At 44.9% G+C, this 26,150-nt stretch carries 26 protein-coding genes and 2 pseudogenes; 14 read left to right on the top strand and 14 right to left on the bottom strand.

The window, feature by feature from the left end:
- The first annotated feature begins 145 nt into the window (after positions 1-145).
- From coaD to IQ257_RS03980, 4 genes and pseudogenes are all read left to right on the top strand, one after another.
- Positions 146-700, top strand: coding sequence for a pantetheine-phosphate adenylyltransferase (gene coaD / locus IQ257_RS03995; protein ID WP_193872626.1), 555 nt, complete (start codon positions 146-148; stop codon positions 698-700).
- Entirely contained in the window at positions 607-1,320 is a 714-nt protein-coding gene (locus IQ257_RS03990) for an ATP synthase F0 subunit B (RefSeq protein WP_228060409.1), read from the top strand. The genes coaD and IQ257_RS03990 overlap by 94 nt, the downstream gene beginning before the upstream one ends.
- A 114-nt stretch (positions 1,321-1,434) precedes the next feature.
- Entirely contained in the window at positions 1,435-2,805 is a 1,371-nt protein-coding gene (gor, locus tag IQ257_RS03985; protein ID WP_193872627.1) for a glutathione-disulfide reductase, read from the top strand.
- 203 nt (positions 2,806-3,008) lie between these two features.
- A pseudogene (locus tag IQ257_RS03980) lies at positions 3,009-3,602 on the top strand (restriction endonuclease).
- 18 nt (positions 3,603-3,620) lie between these two features.
- Here the strand turns inward: IQ257_RS03980 and IQ257_RS03975 are convergent.
- From IQ257_RS03975 to IQ257_RS03960, 4 genes are all read right to left on the bottom strand, one after another.
- Positions 3,621-4,607, bottom strand: a complete 987-nt coding sequence (locus IQ257_RS03975) for a DNA-methyltransferase (RefSeq protein WP_193872628.1) — start codon at positions 4,605-4,607, stop codon at positions 3,621-3,623.
- 50 nt (positions 4,608-4,657) lie between these two features.
- The gene (locus IQ257_RS03970) at positions 4,658-4,900 is read right to left on the bottom strand and encodes a helix-turn-helix domain-containing protein (protein ID WP_193872629.1); all 243 of its coding nucleotides are present in this window, start codon (positions 4,898-4,900) and stop codon (positions 4,658-4,660) included.
- 118 nt (positions 4,901-5,018) lie between these two features.
- The gene (locus tag IQ257_RS03965; RefSeq protein ID WP_193872630.1) at positions 5,019-6,812 is read right to left on the bottom strand and encodes an ABC transporter substrate-binding protein; all 1,794 of its coding nucleotides are present in this window, start codon (positions 6,810-6,812) and stop codon (positions 5,019-5,021) included.
- 87 nt (positions 6,813-6,899) lie between these two features.
- On the bottom strand, positions 6,900-7,163 hold the full coding sequence (locus tag IQ257_RS03960) for a hypothetical protein (protein ID WP_228060407.1): 264 nt from the start codon (positions 7,161-7,163) through the stop codon (positions 6,900-6,902).
- Positions 7,164-7,295: 132 nt separating this feature from the next.
- Between IQ257_RS03960 and IQ257_RS03955 the strand changes: the two genes are divergently transcribed.
- From IQ257_RS03955 to IQ257_RS03945, 3 genes are all read left to right on the top strand, one after another.
- Positions 7,296-7,556, top strand: a complete 261-nt coding sequence (locus IQ257_RS03955; RefSeq protein ID WP_193872631.1) for a hypothetical protein — start codon at positions 7,296-7,298, stop codon at positions 7,554-7,556.
- 148 nt (positions 7,557-7,704) lie between these two features.
- Positions 7,705-8,814, top strand: coding sequence for an AAA family ATPase (locus IQ257_RS03950; protein ID WP_193872632.1), 1,110 nt, complete (start codon positions 7,705-7,707; stop codon positions 8,812-8,814).
- Positions 8,814-9,473: a DUF3226 domain-containing protein gene (locus IQ257_RS03945; RefSeq protein WP_193872633.1), complete on the top strand. Its 660-nt coding sequence runs from the start codon at positions 8,814-8,816 to the stop codon at positions 9,471-9,473. The genes IQ257_RS03950 and IQ257_RS03945 overlap by 1 nt, the downstream gene beginning before the upstream one ends.
- A 37-nt stretch (positions 9,474-9,510) precedes the next feature.
- Here the strand turns inward: IQ257_RS03945 and IQ257_RS03940 are convergent, their stop codons facing one another.
- From IQ257_RS03940 to IQ257_RS03930, 3 genes are all read right to left on the bottom strand, one after another.
- Positions 9,511-9,702, bottom strand: coding sequence for a hypothetical protein (locus IQ257_RS03940; protein ID WP_193872634.1), 192 nt, complete (start codon positions 9,700-9,702; stop codon positions 9,511-9,513).
- Positions 9,703-9,746: 44 nt separating this feature from the next.
- On the bottom strand, positions 9,747-10,016 hold the full coding sequence (locus tag IQ257_RS03935; protein WP_193872635.1) for a UPF0175 family protein: 270 nt from the start codon (positions 10,014-10,016) through the stop codon (positions 9,747-9,749).
- Positions 10,017-10,092: 76 nt separating this feature from the next.
- A complete protein-coding gene (locus IQ257_RS03930; protein WP_193872636.1) occupies positions 10,093-10,488 on the bottom strand; it encodes a PhoD-like phosphatase N-terminal domain-containing protein in 396 nt (131 codons plus the stop codon).
- Positions 10,489-10,606: 118 nt separating this feature from the next.
- Here IQ257_RS03930 and IQ257_RS03925 point away from each other — a divergent pair, with 118 nt between their 5' ends.
- Both IQ257_RS03925 and IQ257_RS03920 read left to right on the top strand, forming a co-directional pair.
- Entirely contained in the window at positions 10,607-11,206 is a 600-nt protein-coding gene (locus IQ257_RS03925) for an SH3 domain-containing protein (protein ID WP_193872637.1), read from the top strand.
- A gap of 98 nt (positions 11,207-11,304) precedes the next feature.
- Positions 11,305-12,723 carry a mechanosensitive ion channel family protein gene (locus IQ257_RS03920; protein WP_193872638.1) on the top strand — a complete coding sequence of 473 codons (1,419 nt, stop codon included), beginning with the start codon at positions 11,305-11,307 and terminating at the stop codon, positions 12,721-12,723.
- A gap of 126 nt (positions 12,724-12,849) precedes the next feature.
- Here IQ257_RS03920 and IQ257_RS03915 read toward each other — a convergent pair whose 3' ends face one another.
- Positions 12,850-14,796: a DUF3370 family protein gene (locus tag IQ257_RS03915; protein WP_193872639.1), complete on the bottom strand. Its 1,947-nt coding sequence runs from the start codon at positions 14,794-14,796 to the stop codon at positions 12,850-12,852.
- A 200-nt stretch (positions 14,797-14,996) separates the two neighbouring features.
- Here IQ257_RS03915 and cofG point away from each other — a divergent pair, with 200 nt between their 5' ends.
- Positions 14,997-15,974 (top strand): 7,8-didemethyl-8-hydroxy-5-deazariboflavin synthase subunit CofG, encoded by a 978-nt coding sequence (gene cofG, locus IQ257_RS03910; RefSeq protein ID WP_228060406.1) that lies wholly within the window; start codon positions 14,997-14,999, stop codon positions 15,972-15,974.
- Positions 15,975-16,030: 56 nt separating this feature from the next.
- Here cofG and IQ257_RS03905 read toward each other — a convergent pair whose 3' ends face one another.
- From IQ257_RS03905 to IQ257_RS03885, 5 genes are all read right to left on the bottom strand, one after another.
- Entirely contained in the window at positions 16,031-17,158 is a 1,128-nt protein-coding gene (locus IQ257_RS03905) for an AI-2E family transporter (protein WP_193872640.1), read from the bottom strand.
- A gap of 86 nt (positions 17,159-17,244) precedes the next feature.
- Complete coding sequence (locus IQ257_RS03900) at positions 17,245-17,853, bottom strand: hypothetical protein (RefSeq protein WP_193872641.1); 609 nt, start codon at positions 17,851-17,853, stop codon at positions 17,245-17,247.
- A gap of 46 nt (positions 17,854-17,899) precedes the next feature.
- Positions 17,900-18,796 carry an alpha/beta fold hydrolase gene (locus IQ257_RS03895; protein WP_193872642.1) on the bottom strand — a complete coding sequence of 299 codons (897 nt, stop codon included), beginning with the start codon at positions 18,794-18,796 and terminating at the stop codon, positions 17,900-17,902.
- A 265-nt stretch (positions 18,797-19,061) separates the two neighbouring features.
- Positions 19,062-20,132, bottom strand: coding sequence for an alanine/ornithine racemase family PLP-dependent enzyme (locus IQ257_RS03890; protein ID WP_193872643.1), 1,071 nt, complete (start codon positions 20,130-20,132; stop codon positions 19,062-19,064).
- Between the two features lie 25 nt (positions 20,133-20,157).
- Positions 20,158-21,279, bottom strand: a complete 1,122-nt coding sequence (locus IQ257_RS03885) for a DUF1611 domain-containing protein (RefSeq protein ID WP_193872644.1) — start codon at positions 21,277-21,279, stop codon at positions 20,158-20,160.
- Between the two features lie 525 nt (positions 21,280-21,804).
- Here IQ257_RS03885 and IQ257_RS03880 point away from each other — a divergent pair.
- Complete coding sequence (locus IQ257_RS03880) at positions 21,805-22,074, top strand: hypothetical protein (protein ID WP_193872645.1); 270 nt, start codon at positions 21,805-21,807, stop codon at positions 22,072-22,074.
- Positions 22,075-22,193: 119 nt separating this feature from the next.
- Here the strand turns inward: IQ257_RS03880 and IQ257_RS03875 are convergent, their stop codons facing one another.
- Positions 22,194-23,093 carry a LysR family transcriptional regulator gene (locus IQ257_RS03875; protein ID WP_193872646.1) on the bottom strand — a complete coding sequence of 300 codons (900 nt, stop codon included), beginning with the start codon at positions 23,091-23,093 and terminating at the stop codon, positions 22,194-22,196.
- A 246-nt stretch (positions 23,094-23,339) separates the two neighbouring features.
- Between IQ257_RS03875 and IQ257_RS03870 the strand changes: the two genes are divergently transcribed.
- The 3 genes and pseudogenes from IQ257_RS03870 to IQ257_RS03860 form a co-directional block, all read left to right on the top strand.
- Positions 23,340-23,729, top strand: coding sequence for a carboxymuconolactone decarboxylase family protein (locus IQ257_RS03870; RefSeq protein WP_193872647.1), 390 nt, complete (start codon positions 23,340-23,342; stop codon positions 23,727-23,729).
- A 120-nt stretch (positions 23,730-23,849) separates the two neighbouring features.
- Positions 23,850-25,235 carry an aminopeptidase P family protein gene (locus tag IQ257_RS03865; RefSeq protein WP_193872648.1) on the top strand — a complete coding sequence of 462 codons (1,386 nt, stop codon included), beginning with the start codon at positions 23,850-23,852 and terminating at the stop codon, positions 25,233-25,235.
- Between the two features lie 115 nt (positions 25,236-25,350).
- Positions 25,351-26,127 (top strand): annotated as a pseudogene (locus tag IQ257_RS03860) (vWA domain-containing protein); the annotation flags it as partial.
- Between the last annotated feature and the right edge of the window lie 23 nt (positions 26,128-26,150).

The following is a 26,150-nucleotide window of genomic DNA, read 5'->3' as shown; positions in this document are numbered from 1 at the left end:
GGGGAGCTGGGGAGCTGGGGAAAAGAGTAACACCTCAAAAATCTCCTTGTCTCCTTGTCCCCTTGTCCCCTTGTCCCCTTGTCCCCACTCCCTATTCCCCATTCCCGACTATAATGCCTGCGTAACTTTCCAAAATTTCTACCTCGTGATTGCAATTTATCCGGGCAGCTTCGATCCAATTACCCTAGGACACCTCGACATCATCGAGCGTGGCTGTAGGCTCTTTGAGAAGGTGATTGTCGCCGTCTTGCGCAATCCTAGCAAATCCCCCTTATTCCCGATACAACAGCGAATCGAGCAAATTCGCGTTTGTACCCAGCATCTGTCTAATGTAGAAGTAGACAGTTTCACTGGTTTGACCGTGGAATATGCCAAACTGAGAGATGCTCAAGTGCTGCTACGAGGACTACGGGTGCTTTCAGACTTTGAAAAAGAACTCCAGATGGCTCACACCAATCAAACCCTTTGGGATGAGATAGAAACCGTTTTTCTCGCCACCTCTAACGAGTACAGTTTCTTAAGTAGTAGCGTAGTGAAAGAAGTTGCCAGCTTTGGCGGCTCTGTTGCTCATCTTGTTCCTCAGCAGGTTGCCCTAGATATTTGCCGATGTTACGCAGAGACTCATCCCGAAGCGATCCCGAAGAACGCGACGAACTCAACCCGCCACGAGAACCCCATCCCCCTGGATCGGGAAGTGTAGATATCCAGCGAGAACTCAACCGACTGGAGGAGATGCTTATCGTCGAAGGGTTCCATATTCCCTTCACCGGGCGCACAATAGTTGATGAGGACGTGTTCTTGGCTCAACTGGATTTAGTGCGGGCAAATCTGCCTGATGCTTTTGAAAAAGCCGAAAAACTAATCCTTCAACGGGAAGACATTCTCTTGCAAGCTGAAGAATATGCCCAGGAAGTCATGGATGCAGCAGAGCAACGTGCTGATCAACTTCTTGATGATCTGGGTATTATTCAGCAAGCTGAACTGGAAGCCAACCAAATTCGTCAGCGGGTTCAGCAAGAGTGCGAAATGATTCAAGAGCAAACCCGTACTGAGATCGAGCGGATGCGCCTGCAAGCCCAGCAGGAACTGGTGCAACTACGCCAACTCGCTTTAGAAGAATGCGAGGATATTCAAAGTGGTGCTGATGAATATGCTGATGCGGTTCTCGTTAGTATCGAGCAACAACTCACTGATATGCTCAGGGTAATTCGCAACGGGCGTCAGCAACTGCATCACAATGTCCAACCTGGACTTTCCTCTGAGACAGATGCTCCCGGTGCTTCTGGATTGCGTCCGCCGCCGAATCCACCGAAAAAATAGGGAGCGTGGCAGCGGATTATGTAACGGATGGGGAGTGGGGAAAAGAGATTTTTGCTTGTTGCTTGTAATTCTTATTGTAATAGTTAGAAGTGCTGTAAGAAGGGAGTTGATTGCATGAGTTATGATTTCGACTTATTTGTTATCGGTGCTGGTTCTGGAGGAATTGCTGCTGCAAGACGGGCAGCTCAATATGGCGCAAAAGTCGGAGTTGCAGAATTTAACCGCTTGGGAGGCACCTGTGTCAATCGCGGCTGCGTTCCTAAGAAGTTAATGGTTTATGCCTCTCATTTTCCTGATCTGATGGAAGATGCCCAAGGCTATGGCTGGAGTGCTGTAGAAAGCAGCCTCGATTGGCAGAAGATGATTACCGTCGTTAATCAGGAAGTCGAACGGCTCAATGGGGTATACCAGCGAATGTTGGATAACTCAGGTGTGGAACTTTTGCGAGGTTATGCCAAGTTTCTCGACTCCCATACCCTGGAGATTGCAGAATCGGCTAACGGTGAGAGTTCCGCTTCCCGGAAAGTGACGGCAGATAAAGTGCTGATTGCAGTTGGAGGGCATCCCTTCATGCCTGATATTCCAGGGAGAGAACACGCGATTACCTCCGATGGTATGTTCCACCTCCAGGAACAACCCCAGCGCATCACGATTATTGGGGGGGGTTATATTGGTGTGGAATTTGCCTGCATTATGCATGGCTTTGGTTCTGAGGTGACATTAATTCATCGCTACGATCACATTTTGCGCGGTTTTGATGACGATCTTCGCCTCTTGATTGAAGAAGCCATGGAACAGCACGGCATCCGAATACTCTGCGGCAGTGAAGCCAAAGCCATTGAAAAGACACCAGACGGGCTGAAGGTCACGGTGAAAGGCAGCTTTGATGAAACAGTAATGGCTGATGTTATACTTGCTGCTACCGGTCGTAAGCCGAATCTGAAGAATATGGGTTTGGAAAATGCTGGGGTAGAAATTAACCAGCAAGCGATCGCCGTTGATGAATACAGCCGCACCTCCCAAGAGAATATCTTTGCTGTAGGTGATTGCACCAACCGCATAAATCTCACCCCCGTTGCCATTAACGAAGGACGTGCCGTTGCTGATACGGAGTTTGGCGGCAAATCTCGGATCATGGTTTACGACAATATACCGACTGCCGTATTCAGCACCCCAGAAGCTGCTACCGTTGGTCTTTCAGAAGCCGCAGCACGGGAAAAATACGGCGAGGCTCTAAAAATCTACCGCGCCCGATTTAAACCGATGTACCATACCTTGAGCGGTCGGGATGAACGCACCCTGATGAAGTTAATAGTTGACGAAAATACTGATAAAGTGCTAGGTGCTCACATGGTTGGCGCCCACGCTGCCGAAATCATTCAAGGAGTTGCGATCGCTCTGAAAATGGGAGCCACGAAAGCCGACTTTGATGCAACTGTTGGTATCCATCCTTCTACCGCCGAAGAGTTCGTTACCATGCGGTGACGAGGATGTCACCTATCCCTCTTCTGTCACTCTGGGAAAATAAAAATTGCAGCCAACGGATGAAAGTCAAACCTCATGGACAATAGAGCGATCGCTTGCCTAACAGAAACCCATGACTTAATCTCATAGAGTAAAAGTCTCTCTGTGTAAGGCTTTCAGGGTTTACTCTAGGGAGAGTGACAGAAGAGGGATAAGCAATCAGTATGAAGATTGTCAGAGAGATTTCTTTGCTCAGTGTTGGAAATTTTGAAGAATCAAGTGATTGGTCTATCATTCGGGCTGAAATTCGTGATGCCATCTCTCTCATTGCTCATCCTCCTGGTACATCCAGCTTTACAATTAATCCGATAAAGCATGGTAATGGTGTCAAGCCAATTAAAGAAGCTTGCATGATTGCATTGAGGGATAGATTTGGATGGAGATTGGAAACTCAGATTAACTATGCAACCCGATCACCCGGAAAGGTCGATGCAACAAAAGTCATTGACAACTATCTTTTTGCTCTCGAATGGGAAACGGGTAATATCTCCTCAAGTCATCGAGCAATCAATAAAATGGTTCTTGGACTGCTGCGTGGTGTTTTTCTAGGTGCTGCCTTGGTACTCCCAAGTAGGAAACTTTACCCTTATTTAACTGATCGGATTGGCAATTATGAAGAGCTAGAGCCATACTTTGATGTTTAGCGAGCAATCCGGATTGAAGAAGGTTTTCTGGCTATCTTCGTAATTGAACACGACCAAGTAGATAACAATGTACCAACGATTATCAAAGGAACAGATGGTCGTGCATTGGTCTGAAGTTTCATGCAGGGTGTGCTATGTAGAGTAAGGAATCGATAGTTGCAACGCAGTTGTTTCGGGTTGCTTCAATTTCTTACTTCCCCTTGCCGATTCCCATTGCTCTATGATTCCATTTGTCAGATCAGTCAATCGTTCTACTGCTGGAGCTGTGTCTCCAATTTCTGACCCAATCCAGTAACGGTGTAATTTTTCTGCTGCATAAAATGTAGTGCCAGAACCCCCAAAAGGATCAACCACAATCTGACCCGGATTAGATGCCATTGCAATAATTCGTTCTAGCATAATAGGAGCAAGTTCATTTGGAACTCGTTTTTTGTGGCGACGATGCCGAACTGGTGGAATATCAGCCCACATTTCCTCTGTCAATGTCCATAAAACTTCGTTGGCATCAGCTTCGGGGGCATCCTCCCAAACATCGTCTGACGTGTCCCAGACATCCATTAAATTAATACCCTTTTCATTAAGTTTTTTTCGATGCCCACCATAGTCACGGATTTCTCCACCACAATGCCGACAAACTTGAATGGGTGTGTAGACTTTATTGAAGACTAATGGTTCCCCCTTAGTGTAATAGATTAGTCCATAGTGAGCGGGAGACATTCTTTTACCTCTAGGAAAAGCTTTTGGCATTCTGCAAGCAATCCAATGCCGAAACCACATCCCTTGTTGATTCAGATATGCACCGTATTCTATACACCATTTAGGCAGATTAAATACAAATAAACTTCCACCAGGTTTAAGCAATCGAATGCTTTCACCGAGCCACTGTTTTGACCAACTTAAATACTTATTTACCTCCATCTGATCGCTTACACCTTCACCGTATTTTTTGCCAAGATTAAAGGGTGGATCGGCAAATATAATATCTACAGACTCATCAGGCAAAGCTGACAGAAGTTTAAGACAATCTCCTTGATAAAGGATGCCATGCTTACTCACGTAAACCTGTTGCAGTCCTTGTTGAGTTGCAACATCAGTAGGAATCAGTTGAAACGGGAGCATCCATTTAACCTTTAGTACGTTAGTATAGCTTGAGTTTATAATTTCTATTGTCAATTGTCAATAGAATTTGGGTGAGATGTTGTACTACGTGGCTGATAGGGTTTTCCAGTAGGTTGATTGTTGTATCTCTCTATCTCACCAGCTTCTATATAGTAGTAACGCCCAAGTTTGCGAGCTACAATCTGACCATTCTTAATTAGGTCGTGAATACGCTGACGAGTTACGCCAAGTAGCTCGACAGTTTGAGCGACAGAGAGTAATTCGGGGTTGTCATTTGAACCGGAGTCTGTCATACAATTTAACCTGAAAAATATACAGTTACTTTTGCCCACCTTACAGTATCTTTGAGTTTATTATCAGGGCTGCAAGATCTGAGTTAATAGACTACGAAAGCCAGAGTAAAACTCTTGCTCAATTCGCCGTCACCTCAAGTTCATATAAATTCCAGAAGGCTCCACCTAAAGCCGAGTACTTGACGTTCTGGATGCGATCGCGTACTGCCTCGAACGCTAGCGGATTCACCAGATAAATGAACGGCAATTGTTCAGCGACAATTTTCTGAAACTGACCGTAAATCTCTTTGCGCTTTTCATCATCTAATTCTTTCACACCCGCCTCAAATAGGCGGTCAATTTCCAATTCCCAATCTGACGCTTCCCAACCCTGAATCGGGGGTTCTCCCGCCATAAAACCTTGATTGAATTGATGCAATGAACCTTGAGAGTACCAGATATTAAAGCCACTGTGCGGTTCTACTCCACCACCACCAAATCCCCCCACATACACTTCCCAATCCCGATTTAAGAGCTTTTGGACGATGACGTTGAAGTTGATCACCTGTAAATCAGCTTGAATTCCTAGCTTTTTCAAGTCTTGTTGAATCTGAACAGCCGCATCAACTCTTGATTTTTCTTCCGCTTTTACCAGCAGAGTAAATCGCACGGGGTTATCATCCCAGTCCAGTAGTTGTCCTTGGGAATTGTAGTTAAACCCTGCATCTAATAGCAGTTGCTTTGCCTTTTGTGGGTCGTAGTTGTAGATTTTTAATCCATCTTCGGGAGATAAATAAAAAGGACTTTGGACAGGAATGGGTGAATGTTGTAAGTCACCCAATCCTCGATAAATATTGGTTTTCATCGCCTCGCGGTTAATTGCATGTGCGACAGCTTGCCGAAATGCCAAGGTATTGAACCAACGAGATTTAATCTGGTCTACAAAGGGTTCTCCCTTTTGATTGCGTGCTTTATTGAGATTGAAACCCACAAATCTTGTGTCTGATGTAGGTCCACCGTTATAAATACTATAGTTTCCTCGTTCTTCTTCTTGCTTGAGCAAACTAAAAGATTCGGGCGTCACTTCAAAACTATCTAGTCCTCCAGAACGAAATGTCACCAACTGGTTATCGGTGTTTTCGATAATTTGCACAATAATGCGCTCAATGTAGGGTTGGGTATTCCCTTCCTCATCATTGCGCCAGTAATAAGGATTACGGCGAAGAATGATTCGTTGAGCGGGAGTATAGCTGACCATTTCATAGAGACCATTACCGATAATTTTTTGTGGGTCAGTATTAGTGCCCCAAGTCGAGAGATACTTGAGATTTCCATTAGCATCGGTCGTTTGCACTGCGTTTTGCAAGACGTGTTTGGGCAGAATAGTAATACCACCGACATATCTTAAAAATGGTGCAAAGGGTTCTGGTACAGTAAACTCAACCCGCCGTTCATCGAGTTTTCTGACAGAGGGAAAAGCACCAGAAGTACCAATGCGAAGAATATCTCTGATACCCGTGGGAATTTTTTCATTGAGGTAGATATCGTTGTAGGTAAAGACGATATCATCTGCTGTGAAGGGTTCCCCGTCCGACCACTTCAACCCTTCGCGCAGGGTAAAGGTAATCCGGCGCTTATCCTCTGAGATTTCCCACGATTCAGCGAGTCCGGGTTCCAGTTCGGCTGTCAGACCATTTTCATTAATGAGTCCGTCGTAAATCAAGCCGTAGACAATACGGCTAAATAAGGAGTCATTCAGGGGAGGATTAAATGTGGACGGGTCAGATGGGGAAACGAAAACCAGTTGTGAGACTTGAGCTGCCTCAGTTTTAAACTGGCTCGGGCTGCAACTTGTAAGGGTCAACAGGCAAACCAGTGATAGAGTGACTGCTAGAGAGAGCGTGCGCCAACGAGTTAACCAACGGCAAAGCATATTGATTTAAGACCTAACTTCTTTTTAGTGTAGGAGGTCACAGGATTTTGCTGATACCGAAAGCGATCGCTCTTTAGATTCTCACTTTTACACCGCTACTGCTTCGTCTTCTGATTCATCTCTGACTTGAAAATACCAGTAGAGGTTGGCAACGGCTAAGTTTGAGGCTTTTTCCAGATTTGCCGGGACTAAGGTTTTGTAACCTGCGATCGCAGCTTGCTGGCTGATGTATGATGCAAACTCTTGACGTAAGCTAGGTTTCATCATCAACATCAGTTGATCGTGCAGGGATGCGGGATGAGATTTTTGCTTTAAGTTCTCATAGAGTAATTGTTCTGGTGGTACTGCCAAGGCGGTTGTATGTCTACTTGCTTCTTGGTTAGCTGTGGCTTCTGAGTTGCTGAAGTCGGCACTTTGAAGCTGTTTGAGTTCGGATGGGGGAAGCGATCGCGCTAATGTCCCATTACATGGGATGTAATTTCTATGTTATCAACACATAAGATATCAGTTCAACCGAGCCAAAAGCGAGTCGCAATTGCTAGCGTGGGGACAATTTGTTGCTCTGGTGAAAGGATTGCTCTCAACAGCCGCCTTACAACACCTGCGCCAAGCTTACCACCTAGAACAATATTGGTGGCGTCACTTTTGACGGACAAATCTGGCTTAACCAAGGCAAACCAGACGATGACAGATCAACGTGCGATCGCTTGTAGGTTAGGACACAAAAATGGAGGTTTGGCGTAAATCTTACCACTATTTTCCATGCGATCGCGTTTCCTAATTCTTCGATAAATTCCAGGGTATTCCTCGCCTCATCATCACCCAGCTATGACCACACTAACGATTAGCCTCTAAGATAAGAGATAATCACTGCTCCTTTAGCCAAGAATTTATGTTACGTGATCTCACTATACAAAATTATCGCTGCTTCAATAACTTTCATATCGACGGGTTGGCACAGGTTAATCTGTTCGTGGGCATGAATAATGTTGGCAAAACCACCTTATTAGAAGCTGTATATTTAATAACTAATCATGGCAATCCAATCTATCTATTTGGCGTCATGATAAACCGTGGAGAAGTAAACATTAAAGACTCAAATATTTCTACAGATAGCAGTTTATTAAAAATAAAATATAAATACCCGATATATCGTTTATTTTATAAAAACCAGACTACTGAAGAAAAAAAGATTATTATTCAATCTAGTTCAACTAAAAAAATAATTATTCAAGTTGCTGAGGTACATAATGCACAATTTTCTTCAAATAATCCGACTATCGACGAAAGGGACTTAGATTTAGAGACAGAATTAAGTCGTAAATGTCTTGCCGTTTTATACGATAACAAAAGCTACAATCCTTTTCCTATTTCAAGTGACGGTTTTTCTCATCAAAATTTTTACAAAAAATCAATATTGCATTTACCAAGTTCAAGTTCTGAAAGTATATGGGTTACAAATGAATTAACAGAAGTTAGAGATTTGGCTCGTCTTTGGGATAAAATTATTCTTACTCCTAAAGAAGATAAAGTAATAGAGGCTCTGCAAACATTAGCTCCAAATATACAACGTCTTAGTTTTACTAGCAACCAAAATTTTTACAGTGATATTTTGCTTAAAGTTGAAGGTAAAACAGAGCCGCTTCCTTTAAGTAGCATGGGCGAAGGAATGGGACGAATACTCAACCTAGCGATGGCAGCCGTGACAGTTGAAAATGGTTTTTTACTCGTCGATGAGATCGAGACAGGTCTATATTATGAGTCTCAAACAGATATGTGGCGCTTGATGTTAGAAATAGCACAGCAGTTAAACATACAAATTTTTGCGACAACTCATAGTTGGGACTGTATTTGTGCGTTTCAAGAAGCTTTGGATGAATTAGATGATCCATCAATGGGCAAATTATTTCGATTGAGTCGTAAGGGTGAAGAGATACGTCCGGTTGAATACGATTCTGAAAAGTTGGGTGTTGCTGTGCGTCAAAGTATTGAGGTGCGCTGATGCCAAAAAAACCAAAACCTCATCAGCTATTGGTTGAAGGAAAAAATGATCGCCATGTAATTTGGGCTTTGTGTAATCAATATCAGTTGCCAGAAACATTTTCTGTAGAAGTAGCGGAAGAAAAAGGAACAGAGGGGATAGAAGCACTTTTAGCGGGATTACCAGCTAGAATTGATGAACCCAAATTACAAACATTAGGAATTGTCGTTGATGCAGATCAAGACTTACGGGCACGATGGCAAGCTGTACGAAATCGACTCATGAAGAGTGGATATCAGACGATTCCGACAGTACCTCCCCCAGATGGCTGGGTGTATACACAACCAGACAAACCCAAAATAGGCTTTTGGTTAATGCCTGATAATCAAGTTTCTGGAATGTTGGAAGATTTTGTTACCCTTCTAATTCCGACTGATGATAGTTTGCGTCCAAAAGCTGAGGCGATTGTGCAAGAGATTGAACAGTTTAAATTGAATCGTTACACGCCAATTCATCATTCCAAAGCCTTAATTCATACGTGGTTAGCTTGGCAAGAAACGCCGGGAATGCCAATGGGACAAGCCATTACCGCACAGGTACTGAGTTGTAATGCTGAAATCGCGAACAAGTTTGTTGAATGGTTAAAACGTCTATTTGAGTTAGCGGATACTTCAGAATAAATGTGGCAAATCAAGCGTTAATGATGAATAAAAAATGTCACGTATTTTTGACAATTTTTCCTGTCTCTTCTTCTGATTCATCTCTGACTTTGAAATACCAATAGAGGTTGGCAACGGCTAAGTTTGAGGCTTTTTCCAGATTTGCCGGGACTAAGGTTTTGTAACCTGCGATCGCAGCTTGCTGGCTGATGTATGATGCAAACTCTTGACGTAAGCTAGGTTTCATCATCAACATCAGTTGCTCTTGCAGGGATGCGGGATGAGATTTTTGCTTTAAATTTTCATAGAGTAATTGCCAATCGCTTGTGCATCCTGTTCTAGGTCATCTTCAGTGTAGGGCAGATAGGCTTTTTCACGCTTAAGGAATTCGTAGGTTTCCCAACGGGAGGAAAAGTTGAGCATTCGGCGGACTTCAGCCGCTCCAATGATTCCTTGCCGATAGTTGTCAGCCGCAATGAGTTCTACTATTCGGCGGGAGAGGTTAGCAGGTTGCAGTTGCAGTTTGTTAGCAATGTCGTCGGGGAGTTCGATTGTGATTTGCATGATGATATTACCTCGAATACTACAAAGATACTGTTTTGGGGAAATGTTCGTTGATTGATGAGCGATCGCTCCCACCTTACCCACTCCACAGAGCGATCGCTCCTTTTTGAGGATTCCTCAAGTTATCGTTGTTATCAAAGTACGTCTGGTAATAGTACGTTGTGTTCGGACGCAATCCCTTAACGTCTACAGTACCAGTAAAGTCACTTTCCTCACTCACCTGGGAACCACTTACAGTTTGGACGGCTCTATCGAGGTTAGCGGACGTGGAAAGGTCTACCAAAAGGCGGTAAATGCGATCGCCCCGCGCCCAGATAATAGCACTGTTGGCAGTCACATCTCCCACTTGCGAAACGATGGGTAGAGTATGACTTTGGGCAACCGCTGGTTTTAGCCATTTATAGCTCAAAACCGCCCCTGCACCCGTCAGGCTCAAGGCTAAAAACGAGCGTCTTTTTAATCGGCGTGCCATAGACAAGAGAACCCTTCAGGAGTGTTTAAGTCTTCTTCTTAACTCTTAAGATAGATGAGATAATTTCCATCTTCAAGAAAATAGGAGGTGACATAGAAGCACTAGAGGAGCAAGTTCAATGAACTCCCAGAAAACTAGTTGGCAAATCCTAGGATTGACGGTTTTATCTTCCCTCGCACTCTTAACCACTCCTAAGACTGCCAATGCCAATCAACCCCCATCATTACAGAAGTCGGATAGTTATCAGATTGCACAGCAGACTGACAACTGCCGGGAGGTAGATGTCAATACAAGTTTGAATGTCCGACGGCAACCCTATGCACAGGTAATTGGCACATTGGATGATGAACAAAATGTCAATATTATTGGTGAACCAGTCGATGGATGGGTAAGGATTGACTCGCCTATGAATGGCTACGTTTTTGCCCGATATTTGAACTACTGTACTGGAGCAGCATCCCCCTCCCAATCCATGACGGAAACAACGCCAACTACACCAGGAAGTAATGAAGTTTCTAGCGTACCTGGCAGTAACTGTCGTCAGGTAATTTCTCCTAACCTATCTGTTAGAGCGAAACCCAATGGTGATATAGTAGGAAGCCTAGAGGAAAATCAAACGGTTTATATTGCTAATGAGGGAGTCAATGGTTGGGTGCCAATTGAAAAACCGATGAGCGGTTTTGTGAGTTCGGCAAGTCTAGGTTACTGTTTTGAGTAATCACCTCTTTAGCCAGAAGTCAGACCAGTAGTGGATAACTTACTCTACATACGTCCACGAGACGAAACTTGTATCACAAGGCTAAAACTCACAATCCTATGACAATCCTGCTTCACCACTGGCGAGGGAAACATTCCCGTTGGTTTGCCCTGTTCATCTGCGTAACTGGACTATTTTTCGTTGCTGTTCCGAGGGGCATAGCCCAAGAAGAGGCACTGCCGATGCCTGCGGCTCAGAGTGCAACCCCTGAAAGTGAGTCAGATACGGGAGTCTATTTTGCTGATGTTTTAGTCAGAGGTAGACCTATTTTTCAAGTAGGTAGCGTTGAAGACTTGACGGCAAGAGAACGGGCAAGCATTATCAATCGGCGTATTAACAGTCTCTTAGCTCAATCTGAAACCTTGGGACGGGTAGTGGTTAAACCGGACAACCCCCGCCAAGTCGCTACATTGCGGTTGAATAACCGAGTTTTGATGACAGTCACTCAGCAAGATGCCGAAGACTTTGGTTTATCACTGGAAGCGTTAGCTGAGAGGTGGGGCAATCAACTCAATCAAGCCATTGAAAAACCACCTCTAGCAATTGATGTGGGACAGCGCCTTTACGGAGAGGTGCGGCAACTCTTGCGGGATACTGTAACCAACCTGCCTTCCTTGTTAGGGGCATTGGTGGTAGTTGCCATTACCTGGGGAGTAGCGAAAGGGGTACGTTTTGCCGCATTTACATGGGCGCAAAGGACAGAAGGCGATCGCAGCACGGAAATTTTAATTGGACGCCTCAGCTATGGGGGTGTCTGGGTGCTAGGTTCGGTGATTGCCTTGGGAGTCTTAGGACTTGACTTTGCCGCACTGTTGGGAGCACTGGGACTTACCAGCGTGGCAATTGGTTTTAGTCTTAAAGATGTTTTGAGTAACTACATTTCTGGTGTAATTTTGCTTGCTGCCCGACCCTTTGCGATTAACGATCAAGTGGTTATTGGTGATTATGAAGGCACGATCGCTCAGATTGACCTACGGGCAACCACAATGAGAACCTATGATGGGCGGTTGGTCTATATTCCCAATCAAGAAGTTTTTTCTGCCAGCATTATCAACAACACCGCATCACCCCGTCGCCGCAGTTCTATTATGGTGGGCATTGATTACGATGCCGATATCTCCTCAGCCAAACAAGTGATTAAAAGCACTCTTGAATCCTTCAACGGGTTAGAAAAAGAGCCATCTCCCGAAATTTTTGTACAGGAATTAGCACCCAGCACTGTGAATTTAGAAGTGCGCTTTTGGGTAGACTCACGACGATTAGGCTTTTTAACCATGACCTCTGATGTGGTTCAGGCAATCAAAGAAGCGCTACAAGAGGCAGGTGTTGAAATGCCGACCGATATCTATACTTTAATGTTTCGCAACTCTGCTCTCCAACCCAGTGTAGGGGCTAATCCCGACCGCGATCGCACAACGCTGGAGTTGGTCGTTTCTAATCACGACTCAGGGAAGGATAAGCCTGATAGTCATTCATAATTGAATGGCACTGAAATAAGCGTCAAATGATAGCTGAAAGCCTTGGAAATTCGTAGGGTGGGCACTGCCCACCATCCTTAAGTCAGTGACATTCATTCATAATTCACTCATAATCCGCCAGGGCATTTATTCCCTGTCTAATGTCTTCACCGTCAAAACCTGCGGTGGAGTCGAATCCGGCGGATAAATAAAATCAACATTCACCTCTGCCCGCGCTTGTGGAGGTAGATTCAGCGTCACTAACGGCTTACCAAGCTGTCCCCGCCGTTGTACCAAATGCACATAACGGGTTTGTTTTTCTCCCAAGTCATCTTCATAACTTACCCTCACCGTACCTCGAAAGAATACTTGGTCAACTTGAGGATTTAAAAACAGCAATCTATCTGTACCCCCCTCATCCTTCAATGGTGTTTGTAACGATACTGTCACCGTCTGGGGTTGACCTGTGGTATTCTTCAGCGGCAGCGTCAAATTGTATTCCACCCCGTAATTGCTGTGGGCATAGTAAGCACTATCGGGATAGCGGGCTAGCATCTTAGCACTTTGAATTTGACCCGTACTCAGAGTAACGAGATGCAGCGTACCTAGGACGTAGGAAAACGATTCTCCTGGTTGAGGAATTCTGAGATTATCAGAACCCAATGTATCCGTAATCTGCGCCAACCATTGTGCTCCTTGAGAAACACCCGCCACCCGACCAAATATCGTCGGTTCTTTGGGTGGATCGAGGGGAGTGGGTTTGAGTCCACGGGGTTGGGCTAATTCCCCTTCTAATAAAAGCTTTTGCCATTCCTCTAAGGTGGGGGTTCGGTAGATGCCATCAGAAGTTTGGGGGGCTTTCATCGCTAAGTTGGCGACATAAACCGCACCGTCACTCTGTAATCGCATCAGGGTAGAACGACCATTCGATGCGGGTGCCTGTTTAACTGGAATGGGCTGGTTCATTAACATTTGGCTTTGTCCCGGTTCCAGTACCAACTTGGCAGGGAAACTTTCATGGCGGATACCCCGTAGCACATCACTCACCGTGCGACTACCGGGACCGGAATAGACTGTGCCATTGGCATTATCTACCATATCCGGCAAATCCTTAAACGGGGCATCAGGATTACCGAGATAGCTTGCCGCTTGTAATACCTCCACCGTGACAGGTTTGCTGCTGGGATTATGGACAATCACTCCCTGGTAAAAGGGACGGGTTTGTGCCTGAGTTTCCGCCCTAGCCAGGTGATGGCTAAAGATATCGAATCGTCCCTGAAAGGGAAAATTGAGGTGAGCAGAGGGAACTCGCATTCCTGTTGAGGGAAACGTAGATAACAAAATCCCTTCGCTTTCTACCAGTTCTGGATGGTTGCTGTTAAAGGTAGGTACACTATTAAGTCCTCCCGGTAACGTCCGTACTTCTTGGGGATGTATCTCAACACCAGCAATATACTGAGGCGGTACGGCATAGATATTTAACGCTCGACATATTAACGCCGCTGCCTCTCCCCGCGTGGCGCGTTCATTCGGTCGAAGTTGCTTGAGATTGGGATAGTTGACAACCATAGCATTAATCGCCGCTGCCGCGATCGCATTCGTGGCATATCCTGGAATCTGGGATGCATCATTAAAATACTGCCGTAGGGTTCCTTGAGCGTTGTCAGGAATCGAGTAATTCTTCGCCCCTGCCAGAACCCCAATTGCCTGCACTCGCGGAATCGGCTGGCTGGGTTGAAAAACTCCACCGGGATAACCAGAGAAGAAGCCCCGTTGATAAGCTTCCTGAATAGCCCGATGCGCCCAATAACCAAACGGTACATCTTTAAAGGCTATCCCACTGCGCTTAACTGGGGCATTTGGGAAAGCATTCAGCATCAAAACGGCAAATTCGGCGCGGGTAATGGTGGAGTTGGGGCGAAAGCTACCATCTGGATAACCACTCACGAGCTGGCGCGGTGTCATCTGATTAATACAATTGTTTGCCCAATGGCTTTGAGTGTCAGAAAAGGCAAAAGCGCTGGGGATTGGTAGACTGAGTAAGGAGGCGACTAAGACAGAAGTCGTTCTCAGGACTTTCAAATCGCTATACATGAATAGGCTTCAATGTCAACATAAAGATTTGAAGCATTTGGGGGAGAATTTGTTGCCAAAGTTGGCAGCAGCCAGAAAGCAGAAGTCTGCCAGTGGTTAAAACCACTGTCTCATAGTTAAAGTCGTCGAATGACGGCTGCATAAGAATTTTAGTCCGTTTCAATTCACATCTTTCACTAATCTCAACTAATCTCAATAAGTTGAAAAACAAGAGTCCCCAGCCCATTTCCGATTCCCGAACCGTTACCTACAGCCCTGCCTATACCCTCGTTCCCACCTACGAATGCTTTAATCGCTGTACCTACTGCAATTTTCGCACTGATCCAGGTCAAAGCCCGTGGTTGACGTTGACAGATGCTGAACGGACATTAAAACTGCTTCAGAATCAGAGTATCTGCGAAATTCTCATTCTCAGTGGTGAAGTGCATCCCAACTCACCCCAGCGTCAGTCTTGGTTTCAGCGTATTTATGACTTGTGCGAACTGGCGCTATCAATGGGATTTCTACCCCATACTAATGCCGGACCGTTGAGTTTTGAGGAAATGCGATCGCTCAAACAGGTGAATGTATCCATGGGGTTAATGCTGGAACAGCTCACACCTCAACTGCTACAAACCGTTCACCGTCACGCTCCTAGTAAAATACCAGAGGTGCGTCTGCAACAGCTAGCTTGGACAGGAGAATTGGAAATTCCCTTTACCACAGGGTTATTACTGGGAATTGGGGAAACACCTGCGGATTGGTGGGATACCTTAGAGGCGATCGCTCGATTTCATTCTGAATACGGTAACATCCAAGAAGTTATCCTACAACCTCACAGTCCCGGCAGTCAGCAAAGCTGGGATGCTTCTGCCTTTAACTCCCATCAGCTACCCGATGTTATTGCTAAAGCACGTCACATTTTGCCATCAGACATTACCCTGCAAATTCCGCCAAACTTAGTCTCAGACTCTCAGGGGTTACTTGCCTGTTTGGATGCCGGAGTTAGGGATTTGGGGGGAATTGTACCCAAAGATGAAGTGAATCCCGATTATTCCCATCTCCACATTCAGGAATTAAAGGAAATCTTAGAACCTGCGGGGTGGGAATTGGTGCCGCGCCTGCCTGTTTATCCTCAATATGACAGGGGGTTGCCCCTAAGATTGCAAGAAGCGGTTAAGCGATGGCGGCACGACTGAAATCAATAGGGTAAGACTTAGGAATTAACCTAGAGACTTTGCTTGCAACATCTCTACTAATTTGGTGAATTGTAACTTGAGCTTTGAGTCTGATTACTCCCTTCAGCGTCTGGGGCAATTTCTGCGGTTATGAGTGTAGGCTGGGTTCTAGATGTAGAAGCTCGGATAGTGTCAAAGGTTGCCTTGATAAAACTGGCGATTGGTACAGCAACGAGCAATCCGAGAACTCCCCCAAGCTTAACTCCAAGGTCTAGGGAAATCAGCATCCATACAGGATTGAGTCCTGTCAGTTCCCCCACAATGCGCGGACCTAAGACATTTTCGCAGATTTGATTAATTGCGATCGCTACCACTAAAACCTTAACCCCCAACCAGAAGTTGTTGAGCGAAAGCAGCAAGCTCACTACAACAATGGTAGTAGTGCCACCAAAGGGAATTAGACTCGCTGCTCCAATTCCAAATCCAAAGAGTTCAGCTAATGGTATACCCAATATTGACTGTGCCGTTGTCTGAGCAACGCCGATTATTGTTGCCAAGATGACTTGACCGGCAATAAACCGCTCGAAATTGTACGGCAGAGATTGGCGGATTTGACGGTTCCATTGCTCAGGGAGCCAGCTCAAAATGCCATTCCAGAGGCTTTCTCCTCGCAAAACCAGGAAGATGGAAAACACTAACGTCAAGAAAACATTAACAATACTGCCAATGGTATTGAAAATTAAGCTAATCAGTTGACTGGTAAGAGAGCGAAGTACACTAGTTAATCGTCCAATTAGCTGATTGTAGGTGTTGCTCAAATCAATCGGTAATTGTTGAGCAATTGCCCAACTTTCAAGGCTTTGAAGTTGCTGCTGACCTGACTTAATCCATTCCGGGAGCCGGGTTAACAGTTCATTGGCTTGCTGTAAAATGAGAGGTCCCAAGAATAGTACCAAGGTGCTTAAGATTAGCAAAAACAGCAGGAACACCAATCCCGCCGCTATGCCTCGGTTGACTCCCTGTTGGTGCAGGAAACGAATAGGATAATCTAGCAAAAATGCGATCAAAGTCGCTGTGATTAGAATGCTGGACAGAGGTTGTAGCTGCCGAGCCAACAGAAGTAGAAGCCAAACGTTCAGAAAGAGAATCGGGAACATTAACCCGATACTGAACTGGCGAGGAAGCTTATTAATCGACTCCATCATAGGAAGGTGTGGATGAACTCACTGACTGAAGGTAGGGATTGGGGAAAGAGCATTGTCCTTATTGATTGTATTTTGAAGTCTTCTTCTCACCACACTCCACACCCCTCCAACAACTGCACAATAAACTCAGCCGCCGTAATGTACCGTCGTTCCACACCCCCTTCAACCCGATGAACCCACCACCCCTGACAATTATGCAGTTTTCCCCACAACTCCAAATGCTCAACAGCGGGATCGGCATAAAAACTATCCTCCCCTCCTCCTAATAGTGCTGAACTCCAGTGAGTAAAATAATCGTGACTGAGCCGATGAATGGGAAAATTTCCGTACAAGGGAACACCCCAACCATCCAACGCCACAAACGCCTTCACCGTTCCACCACACGCCTGCCATCCCCACGCTGCACCCATTGCACCCACCACTCCCGCACTAAAGCTGATAAAAATAAGGGATGTTGTTACGCGATCGCTCTGACTATCATCAGAATCAATATGACGCCGTAAATAATCCAAAATGTGAATCGCTGAATACGCGGGATACTCCTGAGCCGGAAAAACCAATACTCTCTGCATCCAATCACTCGGTAGAGTTCCTATTGCGCAGTGCTGCAACCCGACTAGAAACTCCGGCGTTAACTGCGGGTCATGGATACCGGGACAGATTACTACAGCAGTTTTCGATAGTGGTTTTTGCAAGGATTACGATACTACCCGTGTCCCGACTCATTCAAGATTTTTATTTTTAGCAAATAGTAAGCACCCACTCCTTTAAAAGCGCATTAACTTGGTCTGGCACTTCATCATGGGGACAATGACCGGCTCTGAGATAGTGTTCGGTGAGTTGAGGATAGTAGTGACGGAACTTTGCCCCCCGCTCTCTGGCATTCATCCAAGGGTCTGCGTCTCCCCACAACAGCAATAATGGACAGGTTAACTGATCGAGGAGAACGTCAATTTTTTCCCCTTGGGGTGACTTGAAGACGGAGGCAAAGACCTTATGCGCTCCGCGATCGCACGAAGGGCGATAAATTTCGTCCACCAGTTGGTCTGTCACCACACTCTGATCAAGATAAACCTGAGAGAGTGTTTTGCGAATCATTGCACGTTGCCGCACGTATTGGAATAGCAGAAAACTTGCCCAAGGTTGCAGTAAGGTTGAGCGAATCAAATCCTTAACGAATTTTTGCAAGGGATTAGGTTGATTAGGAACCTTGGTATCGGTAAAAGGACCTGCACTGTTGAGCAACACCAAACCCACAGCAGAGGAGGGACGCTGAGATGCGACACATAACGCTGAATAGCCACCCAAGGAATTTCCTGCCAACACCACAGGTTGACCGATAACTTGGGTAATAAAGTCGTGCAACTGATCTCGCCACAAATCACCACCATACTGCCAGTCCGGTTTTGCTGAACGTCCGAACCCCAACAGGTCGATCGCCCAAACTTCAAAATCATTCTGTAGTTCGGCAATATTTTTGCGCCAATGGTCTGTAGACGCTCCAAAACCGTGAATTAACAGCAGGGGAGGACGATGCGATCGCCCTTCACCAGCTTTGACATAGTAAATCGACTGTCCTCGCCACTGCCAGTAAGTACCGGGAAAAAGAACGTTTGCTGCAACTGGGGTTGCCTGCATGGTTGCCGCCAATGTTAAGTAACGTTAACTACTATAATCTATTCCGAGGCTGAAAAGTACTGGGGCGGTTAATCCTTACTCAGAAAGCACTGGCATTGTCAGAATGTTGAGTAATATCCCTCTTCTGTCAGACTCCGAAAGATGGGGGTCAAACCCTGATTCTTCCATTAGGTGTAGTTGGCTGTAATGACGGAAATTCGTAAGAATTTCGGGAAGTGACAGAAGAGGGATAGCTGTTATTCTGTAATGCTTGAATACGAGCAATTTAAGAACAGCCTATAAATTGTTTTTTAATAAAAGGAGAAGTCATTGCCGAAAGAAGCGCACCATAATCTAGGTTAAACTTCACTTCACTTCCAACCTTTAAATCATAGTTATTGCTGTCGAGAACAACATGATCGCTGCTAGATCCTAATATTTCCAGATCCTTATTAGGTTTTAAGCCAGATACCAGAATGTCCTGCCTTCCTAAAGCGATAATAACTCTCCGACGAATACCTCTATCTAGGAATGTAGGAACATTTCCAAAAGCATTCTGGCAGATTTCGCCAAATGGCAAAGATGGCTTTTCTTTTGACTCGATCACTTCAGCAATCAACTTGAATGCACTGGTATACAAACCTGGAATAGCTTTTCGATTGACGGTTTCACACCCTAAAAGAATTGATTCGCCTAAACGTAGGTTGTTAATTCTCCCGACTTGTTGTGCCGATTCATACCATTCATAGTTTGCCGAATTTCCACCCGAAATTATTTCTAGATTAATCTGAAATTCTTTTTCGATACCATTAGCTAATTGAGATAATTCACTCATTTTTTGGTTATCTGGTTTAATTCCGCCATAACAAGCTAAATTGCAACCAATTCCAATAATTTTGATATTGGATAGATCAAGAGTTTTTTTAACAAATTGGGAAAGATCACAAGGAAGTATTCCCTCTCGTAGATCGCCCAACTCTACCATAATAATTATTTGATGAAGCTTATTCTGTACATTTGCATAATGAGAAAGTTCTGTTACAGTCTCTAGTTCTGTATTGAGACTAATATCCACATTTGTAATAACAGATTCTGCCTGACTAAAAGCAGTACGAAGAAGAATAAACTGAGTCAAAATTCCAGCATTTTTCATTTTTTGAATGTTTTCAAGGCGAGAGTCGGCAATGAATTTTACTCCGCCTTGAATCATTGCCTTAGCGATGGAGGGCTCTCCTAGTGTTGCTTTGGAGACTCCCATTAAGGAAATTCCTTTCTGCCCATAAAGTTCAGATAGTATCCGAGCATTATGCCGTATTTGAGATAGGGCAATTTCTATTCTTGGCATTAATGCTTTCATCTATATCTATCCAGACATTTTGTGTCTATCTCATCGCCAATACAGGCATTGTTTCCAAATTCTCTCGTTTAATTTTTTGATTTAGGTTGGGAAAACGCTCACTTAAAGTTTCAATGAGTTTTTGGCACCCGTAGTTCAATACATCTGTTGTTGGCAATCGAAACCAGTTCTCATAATCCGCAATAATTTTCGGTATTTCTTGGTCTGTTAGGTTTTCGTGGCTTAACGTGATGGCAATAACCTTAGATTGGGAAATAGCTTCAATTAGTTTAATTTCACTTTTAAGGGTAGGCATAGCCAAATGAGGAAAATCACACCGGAATTTTCGGGCAGGGGGATGTTGGAGGATAATGCCATCGGGCATACTTCCCTTTAAAATGCCAACAGAACTCATAAAAGCGGGATGACTGACTGCACTTTGTCCTTCAACTAAAATAATATCGGGATTTTCGTTATCAAAAGCTTCAACAACAGCATTTTCTATTTCACCAATCGCAAATTGGGAAACCAGAGCGTCGATTGATGCGCCATACTTTGCACCTTGCATTAAGCCAGTTTGCCCTGTCGCAATCATTACCGATTTTACGCCTAGGCTTTTTAAAGCTTTGTTTAGTTCTACTGCGGTAGTCATTTTCCCGCAAGCACAATCAGTACCTAAAACGGCAATTACAGGAACATTTACTTTAGATATTTGCCCAGTAAAGATATGTAAATCTTTTATTTTTGGAGGTTTTCTGATATCTTTAATTTGGACACCACACTGGACAGCCCGATAGACAAACTCTTTATCTTCAGTGAAGAATTGATGCAGGCCGTTAATGATATCCATACCATTTTTCATGGCTTCTAAGATTAAAAGCCTTTCCTCAGTGGATATATCGACCTCTAAGGGCGCTTTTCCATAAATGTAACAATTAGGAACTTCTGCAAGTTTACCTAAAGCTTCATCTAAATTGGCAAAAATGGGAATATTACTCTTTTTGTCCCCCAGTTCTTCCCCTGCATCTTTACCAGCTAATGAACTGTCAATAACTCCAACAATGGTATAGATTTCAGAGTGTCGAACTAACCCTGCTGCCGTTTTTCCATCCGCTAGACCAAATTGATTTTCGCAGTAAACTAAAGCTGTTTCTTTTATAATTGCCATTCAACTAATTTTCTTCAATTCATTGTCAGATTATCAAGAGACTTGTTTGAAATTTCAAAGCCTCTCGAAACTGTAAGGTTTTATCTATCCCTCTTCTGTCACTTTCCGAAATTCTGACGAATTTCCGTCATTACAGCCAACTACACCTAACGCAAAAATCAGGATTTGACCCCCATTTTTCGGAATCTGACATAATAGGGATATATGCGAAAACATCGCATCGCTTTTGTCTGATGCAAAGCCTGTAATTTCTTCGCATCCGAAAAAAACTTATGCAGCAAAAGCTACGCAATCTAGTAAATCCGTTGAAAAGCCTAAGTAATGTAGGTTCTGTAGCGAAAATCTCAAGCCTTAATTGAGTTGCGGGTTAAACTTAGCTTTCGTTAATTGTAACACACATTACTTTTTTGCATTAAGCCACCTAAGAAATCATGCTTACCGGCACAGAACATGATAACTAGAAACCTTTTGAGCATTTGTAACGTCTAACAAGGCAATGTTAACGGCAATGCTTAACGGTAGCTGATGTCTGAAAAAAAACCGAACTCTAGAAAACCTATTTGGGTCAATTTAGCTTTATTGGGATTATTGCTAATGAGTGGTGGATTCACACTCACTGCCTGCGGACAGTCACGGCAAGAGGGGGAATCCACGGAACAGGACGTAAATAATCAGTCTGTTGAACAAGACCAAGCTGAAGACGCCGACCAAAAAGTAAGCGACCCTAAAACAGAGAAAGAGAGAAAATACGAAGCAGAAGGGGTGGACACAATCGAAGATGATGACCCCGAATAAACTACTCCTTTCCTGCTTCTCTATTTTTATTAGATCCCTTCCTATGCCCAACATCTTGCGGTAGGTGAAGTGGACGTTTTTGGGGATATATACCCCGATAATATCTTGCTGTTCAGCATCTAGCGGCAAAAATGCAGAAGGCTCTTCTGAAGAAACTCCACGAAGCACTGAACTTTAGGTAAGAGATAATGCCGACTTGGAAACACCGCGTAAATCCCCACCTCGTTATCCTCCTCATACTCTTCAAGCAAACGCACGAGCTGACCTGATGCCAGTTCGCGATGAGCTAGAAACTGTGTGACCCGACCGATACCCAATCCTGTCAACAATACTTCGTAAAGCGCTTGACCACTATTGACTTGAAAGTTTCCTCGTACTTGAATCTCTCGCAACCCAGATTTATCGCGAAACCGCCACTGGTTGAGTGTTGTCTTTTGAGCGTTTAGACTCAAGCAACGGTGGTGTACCAAGTCATCTGGCGTTTGAGGAATGCCATAGCGATCAAGATACTGAGGCGACGCGCAAAGGATTCGGCGATCGCTAATCAACTTTTTAGCCACCAGCGACGGATCGGCAAGTTCTCCAATGCGGATGGCAACATCGATGCGATCGCTCACCAGATCGACGACATCATCCGTCAACATCAACTCAATAGAGACTTGTGCGTTTTGCTTGAGAAACCGCGAAATTTTGGCTAGCAAAAAGCGATGGGCAAAATAGGTAGAGCAACTAATACGCAACGTTCCCTGTAGTTCGTTGCTGTGTTGCTGTGCTTCTCGTTCAGCTTCTTCAATTTCTTCAAGAATCCTAAGGCAGCGATTCAAGTAGCGTTCTCCGACTTCAGTCAGACTCAGGCTGCGAGTCGTTCGATTCAACAATCGCACACCCAGTCGCTTTTCTAGATGGCTAATGCGACGACTTACCGCTGATGGATTAAGTTGCAACTCTTCAGCCGCTTTTGCCAAGCTACCGCTTTGGACAACTTTAACAAATACCTCTAAATCTTCTTGGCGACTCATGGATTATTGATTTTTTGGCATGAGAGTAGTGAATTAAAACGCTATTGTCTTATTTTATTCACTAATTTAGAATAAACTCACACCCCAAACATAAAATTAACGGCTTGAGTAATTCAGATGAAACTCAGGAAAATCTCGGCAATCTTAATTGGCATAGCTTTAGTTACAACGATTTGGATAGGCAACTTTCTCCCATTCAGATCGAGTCCTGTTTCTACAAACGCTCTCGCTCAGGAAAACCCAATTATGAATACAGACCGATTTCAAGCAGGCTTATCACTGATTGAGCGGATTAACTCTACAGGATATGAAGGATTTCGCGAAAGTCTTGCAGATACATCACCGGAGTTAGTTCGATTTGCGATCGAGTTCCCTTATGGGGATGTCCTGTCACGCTCCGAACTCGATCTCAAATCGCGGCAGATCGCGACTGTTGCGGCTTTAACTGCTCTCGGAAACACACAACCGCAGCTCAAATTTCACATTCAAGGAGCATTAAACGTCGGTTGTACCCGTCAGGAGATTGTCGAACTGATTACACAAATGTCCGCTTATGTTGGATTTCCCAAGGCAATTAATGCAATGGTTGTTGCGAAAGAAGTCTTTCAAGAGATTGATTCAAAAAGTAGCTCTTAAATTTCTATTTTTTTGATACATCTACTGCTATGGCGATACGCTCTTGTCTAGTACACTATTGGTAGCTGGTCACTTTGTTCGCCATAGGCTAATGCGTGTTCCTATGCTACCCTCCATATTATGGAGATTCATGATCGCACTTCCCTAGCAACAACCCTGCGCGACCGACGCCAACGCCTCGCCCAGCTCGTTGATTTTCCTGTAATTCTCTGGTCGGGACGTTCGAGTTCACGCAATTTTCCGGCAAATTCCTTCCCGTTTCGGGCTAGCAGTCACTTTCTCTACTTTGCAGGTTTACCGCTCGAAAATGCAGCGATTTACCTCAAGGACGGGAAGTTAGAACTGTTTGTGGATGAAGCACCTCCCGGAAGTAGCCTCTGGCATGGAGAGATGCCCAAACGAGAGGAAATTGCTGAAGCGATGGGGGCAGATGCGGCTTTTCCTCTGTCAGAACTGGCATCGCGGACAGCAGGTGCAGCTACCCTTGCCGTTCAGAATCCTACCATTCACAACCAACAAGCTCAACTGTTAAATCGACCCGTAGCACCAGCTAACGCCCCAGAAGGAATTGACCGAGATTTAGCGAAAGCGATCGCTTCCTTGCGATTGTGCCATGATGCAGATGCCTTATCCGAATTACGCAAAGCAGCGGCTGTTACTGTAGAGGCTCATAAAGCGGGAATGCGGGCAACCCCTAGCGCCAAGCTGGAAGCCCAAGTACGGGGGGCGATGGAAGGGGTTATTATTGCCCACAATATGAGCTGTGCCTACAGCAGTATTGTCACGGTTCATGGTGAAGTACTGCACAACGAACAGTATCACCACCCATTGCAACCGGGAGATTTACTTTTAGCCGATGTCGGTGCGGAAACCGAGATGGGATGGGCGGCGGATGTCACCCGTACTTGGTCTGTTACTGGTAAGTTTTCTTCCACTCAGCGTGACCTCTACAATATTGTCTTAGCAGCGCACGATGCTTGTATTGACAAAATTCGCCCTGGTGTAGAATACCGAGATATTCATTTGTTAGCCGCAGAGACAATTGCCCAAGGATTGGTAGATTTAGGAATTTTGCGGGGACAGGTATCGAATTTAGTTGAAATGGATGCCCATGCCTTCTTCTTCCCCCATGGCGTTGGTCATCTGCTAGGTTTAGATGTCCACGATATGGAAGATTTAGGGGATTTAGCAGGATATGAGGAGGGACGAGTCCGGAGCGATCGCTTTGGCTTAGGTTTCCTGCGCCTGAACCGACCCTTAAAACCGGGAATGCTGGTGACAATTGAACCGGGATTTTATCAAGTTCCCGCAATTTTAAACGACCCTGAACGACGTGGCAAGTATCAAGAGGTTGTCAATTGGGAACGTTTGGCACAATTTTCTGACGTGCGGGGTATTCGCATTGAAGATGATGTGTTGGTTACTGCCGAAGGCAGTGAAGTCCTGACAGCAGCGTTGCCCACTCAGACTGAGGCGCTCGAGCAATTGGTGAAGGATGGTTGTTGAAAGTGCGATCGCTTCGCCAACGCCTGGATGGGGTGACGGGAGTGGGACGAACAGATTTACAATCGGTTTGTAGGGCTTGTGGCTTATCGTTGACAACCGGGAGGGGTATTACGAAATGATTCAGACGAGTTACGACTTTGATCAGGCTATCATACCCGCAGGATCATCATTAAAGACGAGTATTCTGCTCAGGTTTCGTGCTGATATACCTGAATCTCCCCGACGTAACCTTAACCTTTCTTTGGTGATTGACCGCTCAGGCTCGATGGCAGGTGCTTCCTTGCGTCACGCGCTTCAAGCTGCTGAGTCTGTAGTGGATCAACTTGAGCCAGACGACATGCTCTCAGTCGTTGTTTACGACGATGCAGTGGACACCGTTGTACCCCCCCAGCCTGTGGCTGACAAAACCACAATTAAAAACTCGATACGCAAGGTTAGAGCAGGCGGTATTACTAACTTATCGGGGGGATGGCTCCAAGGCTGCGAACACGTCAAAAGTCAACTCGATCCCCAAAAAATCAACCGTGTTCTCCTACTTACCGATGGTCACGCCAATATGGGCATAAGTGACCCCAAGGTTCTCACGGCGACATCGGGGCAAAAAGCTGAGGAAGGTGTAATCACAACTACGTTGGGTTTTGCCCAAGGGTTTAATGAAGACCTGCTAATCGGCATGGCAAGGGCTGCTAGTGGCAACTTTTACTTTATTCAGAGCATTGATGAAGCAACTGAAGTGTTTAGCATTGAGCTAGACTCTCTCAGAGCAGTGGTAGGTCAGAATCTTTTGGTGACACTTGAGTTAGCTGATGGTGTCAGTCTCGTAGATACCTTAAGTCTTGCTAAAGTCAGCCAGAATGATGCGGGTCAAACGGTCATCTCATTAGCGGGACTTAAACGAAAATCGAGAAACAATCA

The sequence above is a fragment of the Coleofasciculus sp. LEGE 07092 genome (assembly GCF_015207375.1).
GTDB lineage: Bacteria > Cyanobacteriota > Cyanobacteriia > Cyanobacteriales > Coleofasciculaceae > LEGE-07092.
The sequence above is the reverse complement of the archived record's forward strand: the minus strand, read 5'-3'. Positions and strand labels throughout refer to the sequence as shown.

Coding starts and splice junctions, on each gene's coding strand:
- gor (WP_193872627.1), top strand. CDS start 1,435: ATGAGTTATGATTTCGACTTATTTGTTATCGGTGCTGGTTCTGGAGGA.
- IQ257_RS03940 (WP_193872634.1), bottom strand. CDS start 9,702: ATGATGAAACCTAGCTTACGTCAAGAGTTTGCATCATACATCAGCCAG.
- IQ257_RS03895 (WP_193872642.1), bottom strand. CDS start 18,796: ATGCAGGCAACCCCAGTTGCAGCAAACGTTCTTTTTCCCGGTACTTAC.
- IQ257_RS03965 (WP_193872630.1), bottom strand. CDS start 6,812: ATGCTTTGCCGTTGGTTAACTCGTTGGCGCACGCTCTCTCTAGCAGTC.
- IQ257_RS03885 (WP_193872644.1), bottom strand. CDS start 21,279: ATGGCAATTATAAAAGAAACAGCTTTAGTTTACTGCGAAAATCAATTT.
- IQ257_RS03945 (WP_193872633.1), top strand. CDS start 8,814: ATGCCAAAAAAACCAAAACCTCATCAGCTATTGGTTGAAGGAAAAAAT.
- IQ257_RS03925 (WP_193872637.1), top strand. CDS start 10,607: ATGAACTCCCAGAAAACTAGTTGGCAAATCCTAGGATTGACGGTTTTA.
- IQ257_RS03950 (WP_193872632.1), top strand. CDS start 7,705: ATGTTACGTGATCTCACTATACAAAATTATCGCTGCTTCAATAACTTT.
- IQ257_RS03955 (WP_193872631.1), top strand. CDS start 7,296: ATGTTATCAACACATAAGATATCAGTTCAACCGAGCCAAAAGCGAGTC.
- IQ257_RS03920 (WP_193872638.1), top strand. CDS start 11,305: ATGACAATCCTGCTTCACCACTGGCGAGGGAAACATTCCCGTTGGTTT.
- IQ257_RS03905 (WP_193872640.1), bottom strand. CDS start 17,158: ATGATGGAGTCGATTAATAAGCTTCCTCGCCAGTTCAGTATCGGGTTA.
- IQ257_RS03865 (WP_193872648.1), top strand. CDS start 23,850: ATGGAGATTCATGATCGCACTTCCCTAGCAACAACCCTGCGCGACCGA.
- IQ257_RS03875 (WP_193872646.1), bottom strand. CDS start 23,093: ATGAGTCGCCAAGAAGATTTAGAGGTATTTGTTAAAGTTGTCCAAAGC.
- IQ257_RS03915 (WP_193872639.1), bottom strand. CDS start 14,796: ATGTATAGCGATTTGAAAGTCCTGAGAACGACTTCTGTCTTAGTCGCC.
- IQ257_RS03880 (WP_193872645.1), top strand. CDS start 21,805: ATGTCTGAAAAAAAACCGAACTCTAGAAAACCTATTTGGGTCAATTTA.
- IQ257_RS03990 (WP_228060409.1), top strand. CDS start 607: ATGTTACGCAGAGACTCATCCCGAAGCGATCCCGAAGAACGCGACGAA.
- IQ257_RS03890 (WP_193872643.1), bottom strand. CDS start 20,132: ATGAAAGCATTAATGCCAAGAATAGAAATTGCCCTATCTCAAATACGG.
- IQ257_RS03975 (WP_193872628.1), bottom strand. CDS start 4,607: ATGCTCCCGTTTCAACTGATTCCTACTGATGTTGCAACTCAACAAGGA.
- IQ257_RS03930 (WP_193872636.1), bottom strand. CDS start 10,488: ATGGCACGCCGATTAAAAAGACGCTCGTTTTTAGCCTTGAGCCTGACG.
- IQ257_RS03970 (WP_193872629.1), bottom strand. CDS start 4,900: ATGACAGACTCCGGTTCAAATGACAACCCCGAATTACTCTCTGTCGCT.
- IQ257_RS03935 (WP_193872635.1), bottom strand. CDS start 10,016: ATGCAAATCACAATCGAACTCCCCGACGACATTGCTAACAAACTGCAA.
- IQ257_RS03870 (WP_193872647.1), top strand. CDS start 23,340: ATGAATACAGACCGATTTCAAGCAGGCTTATCACTGATTGAGCGGATT.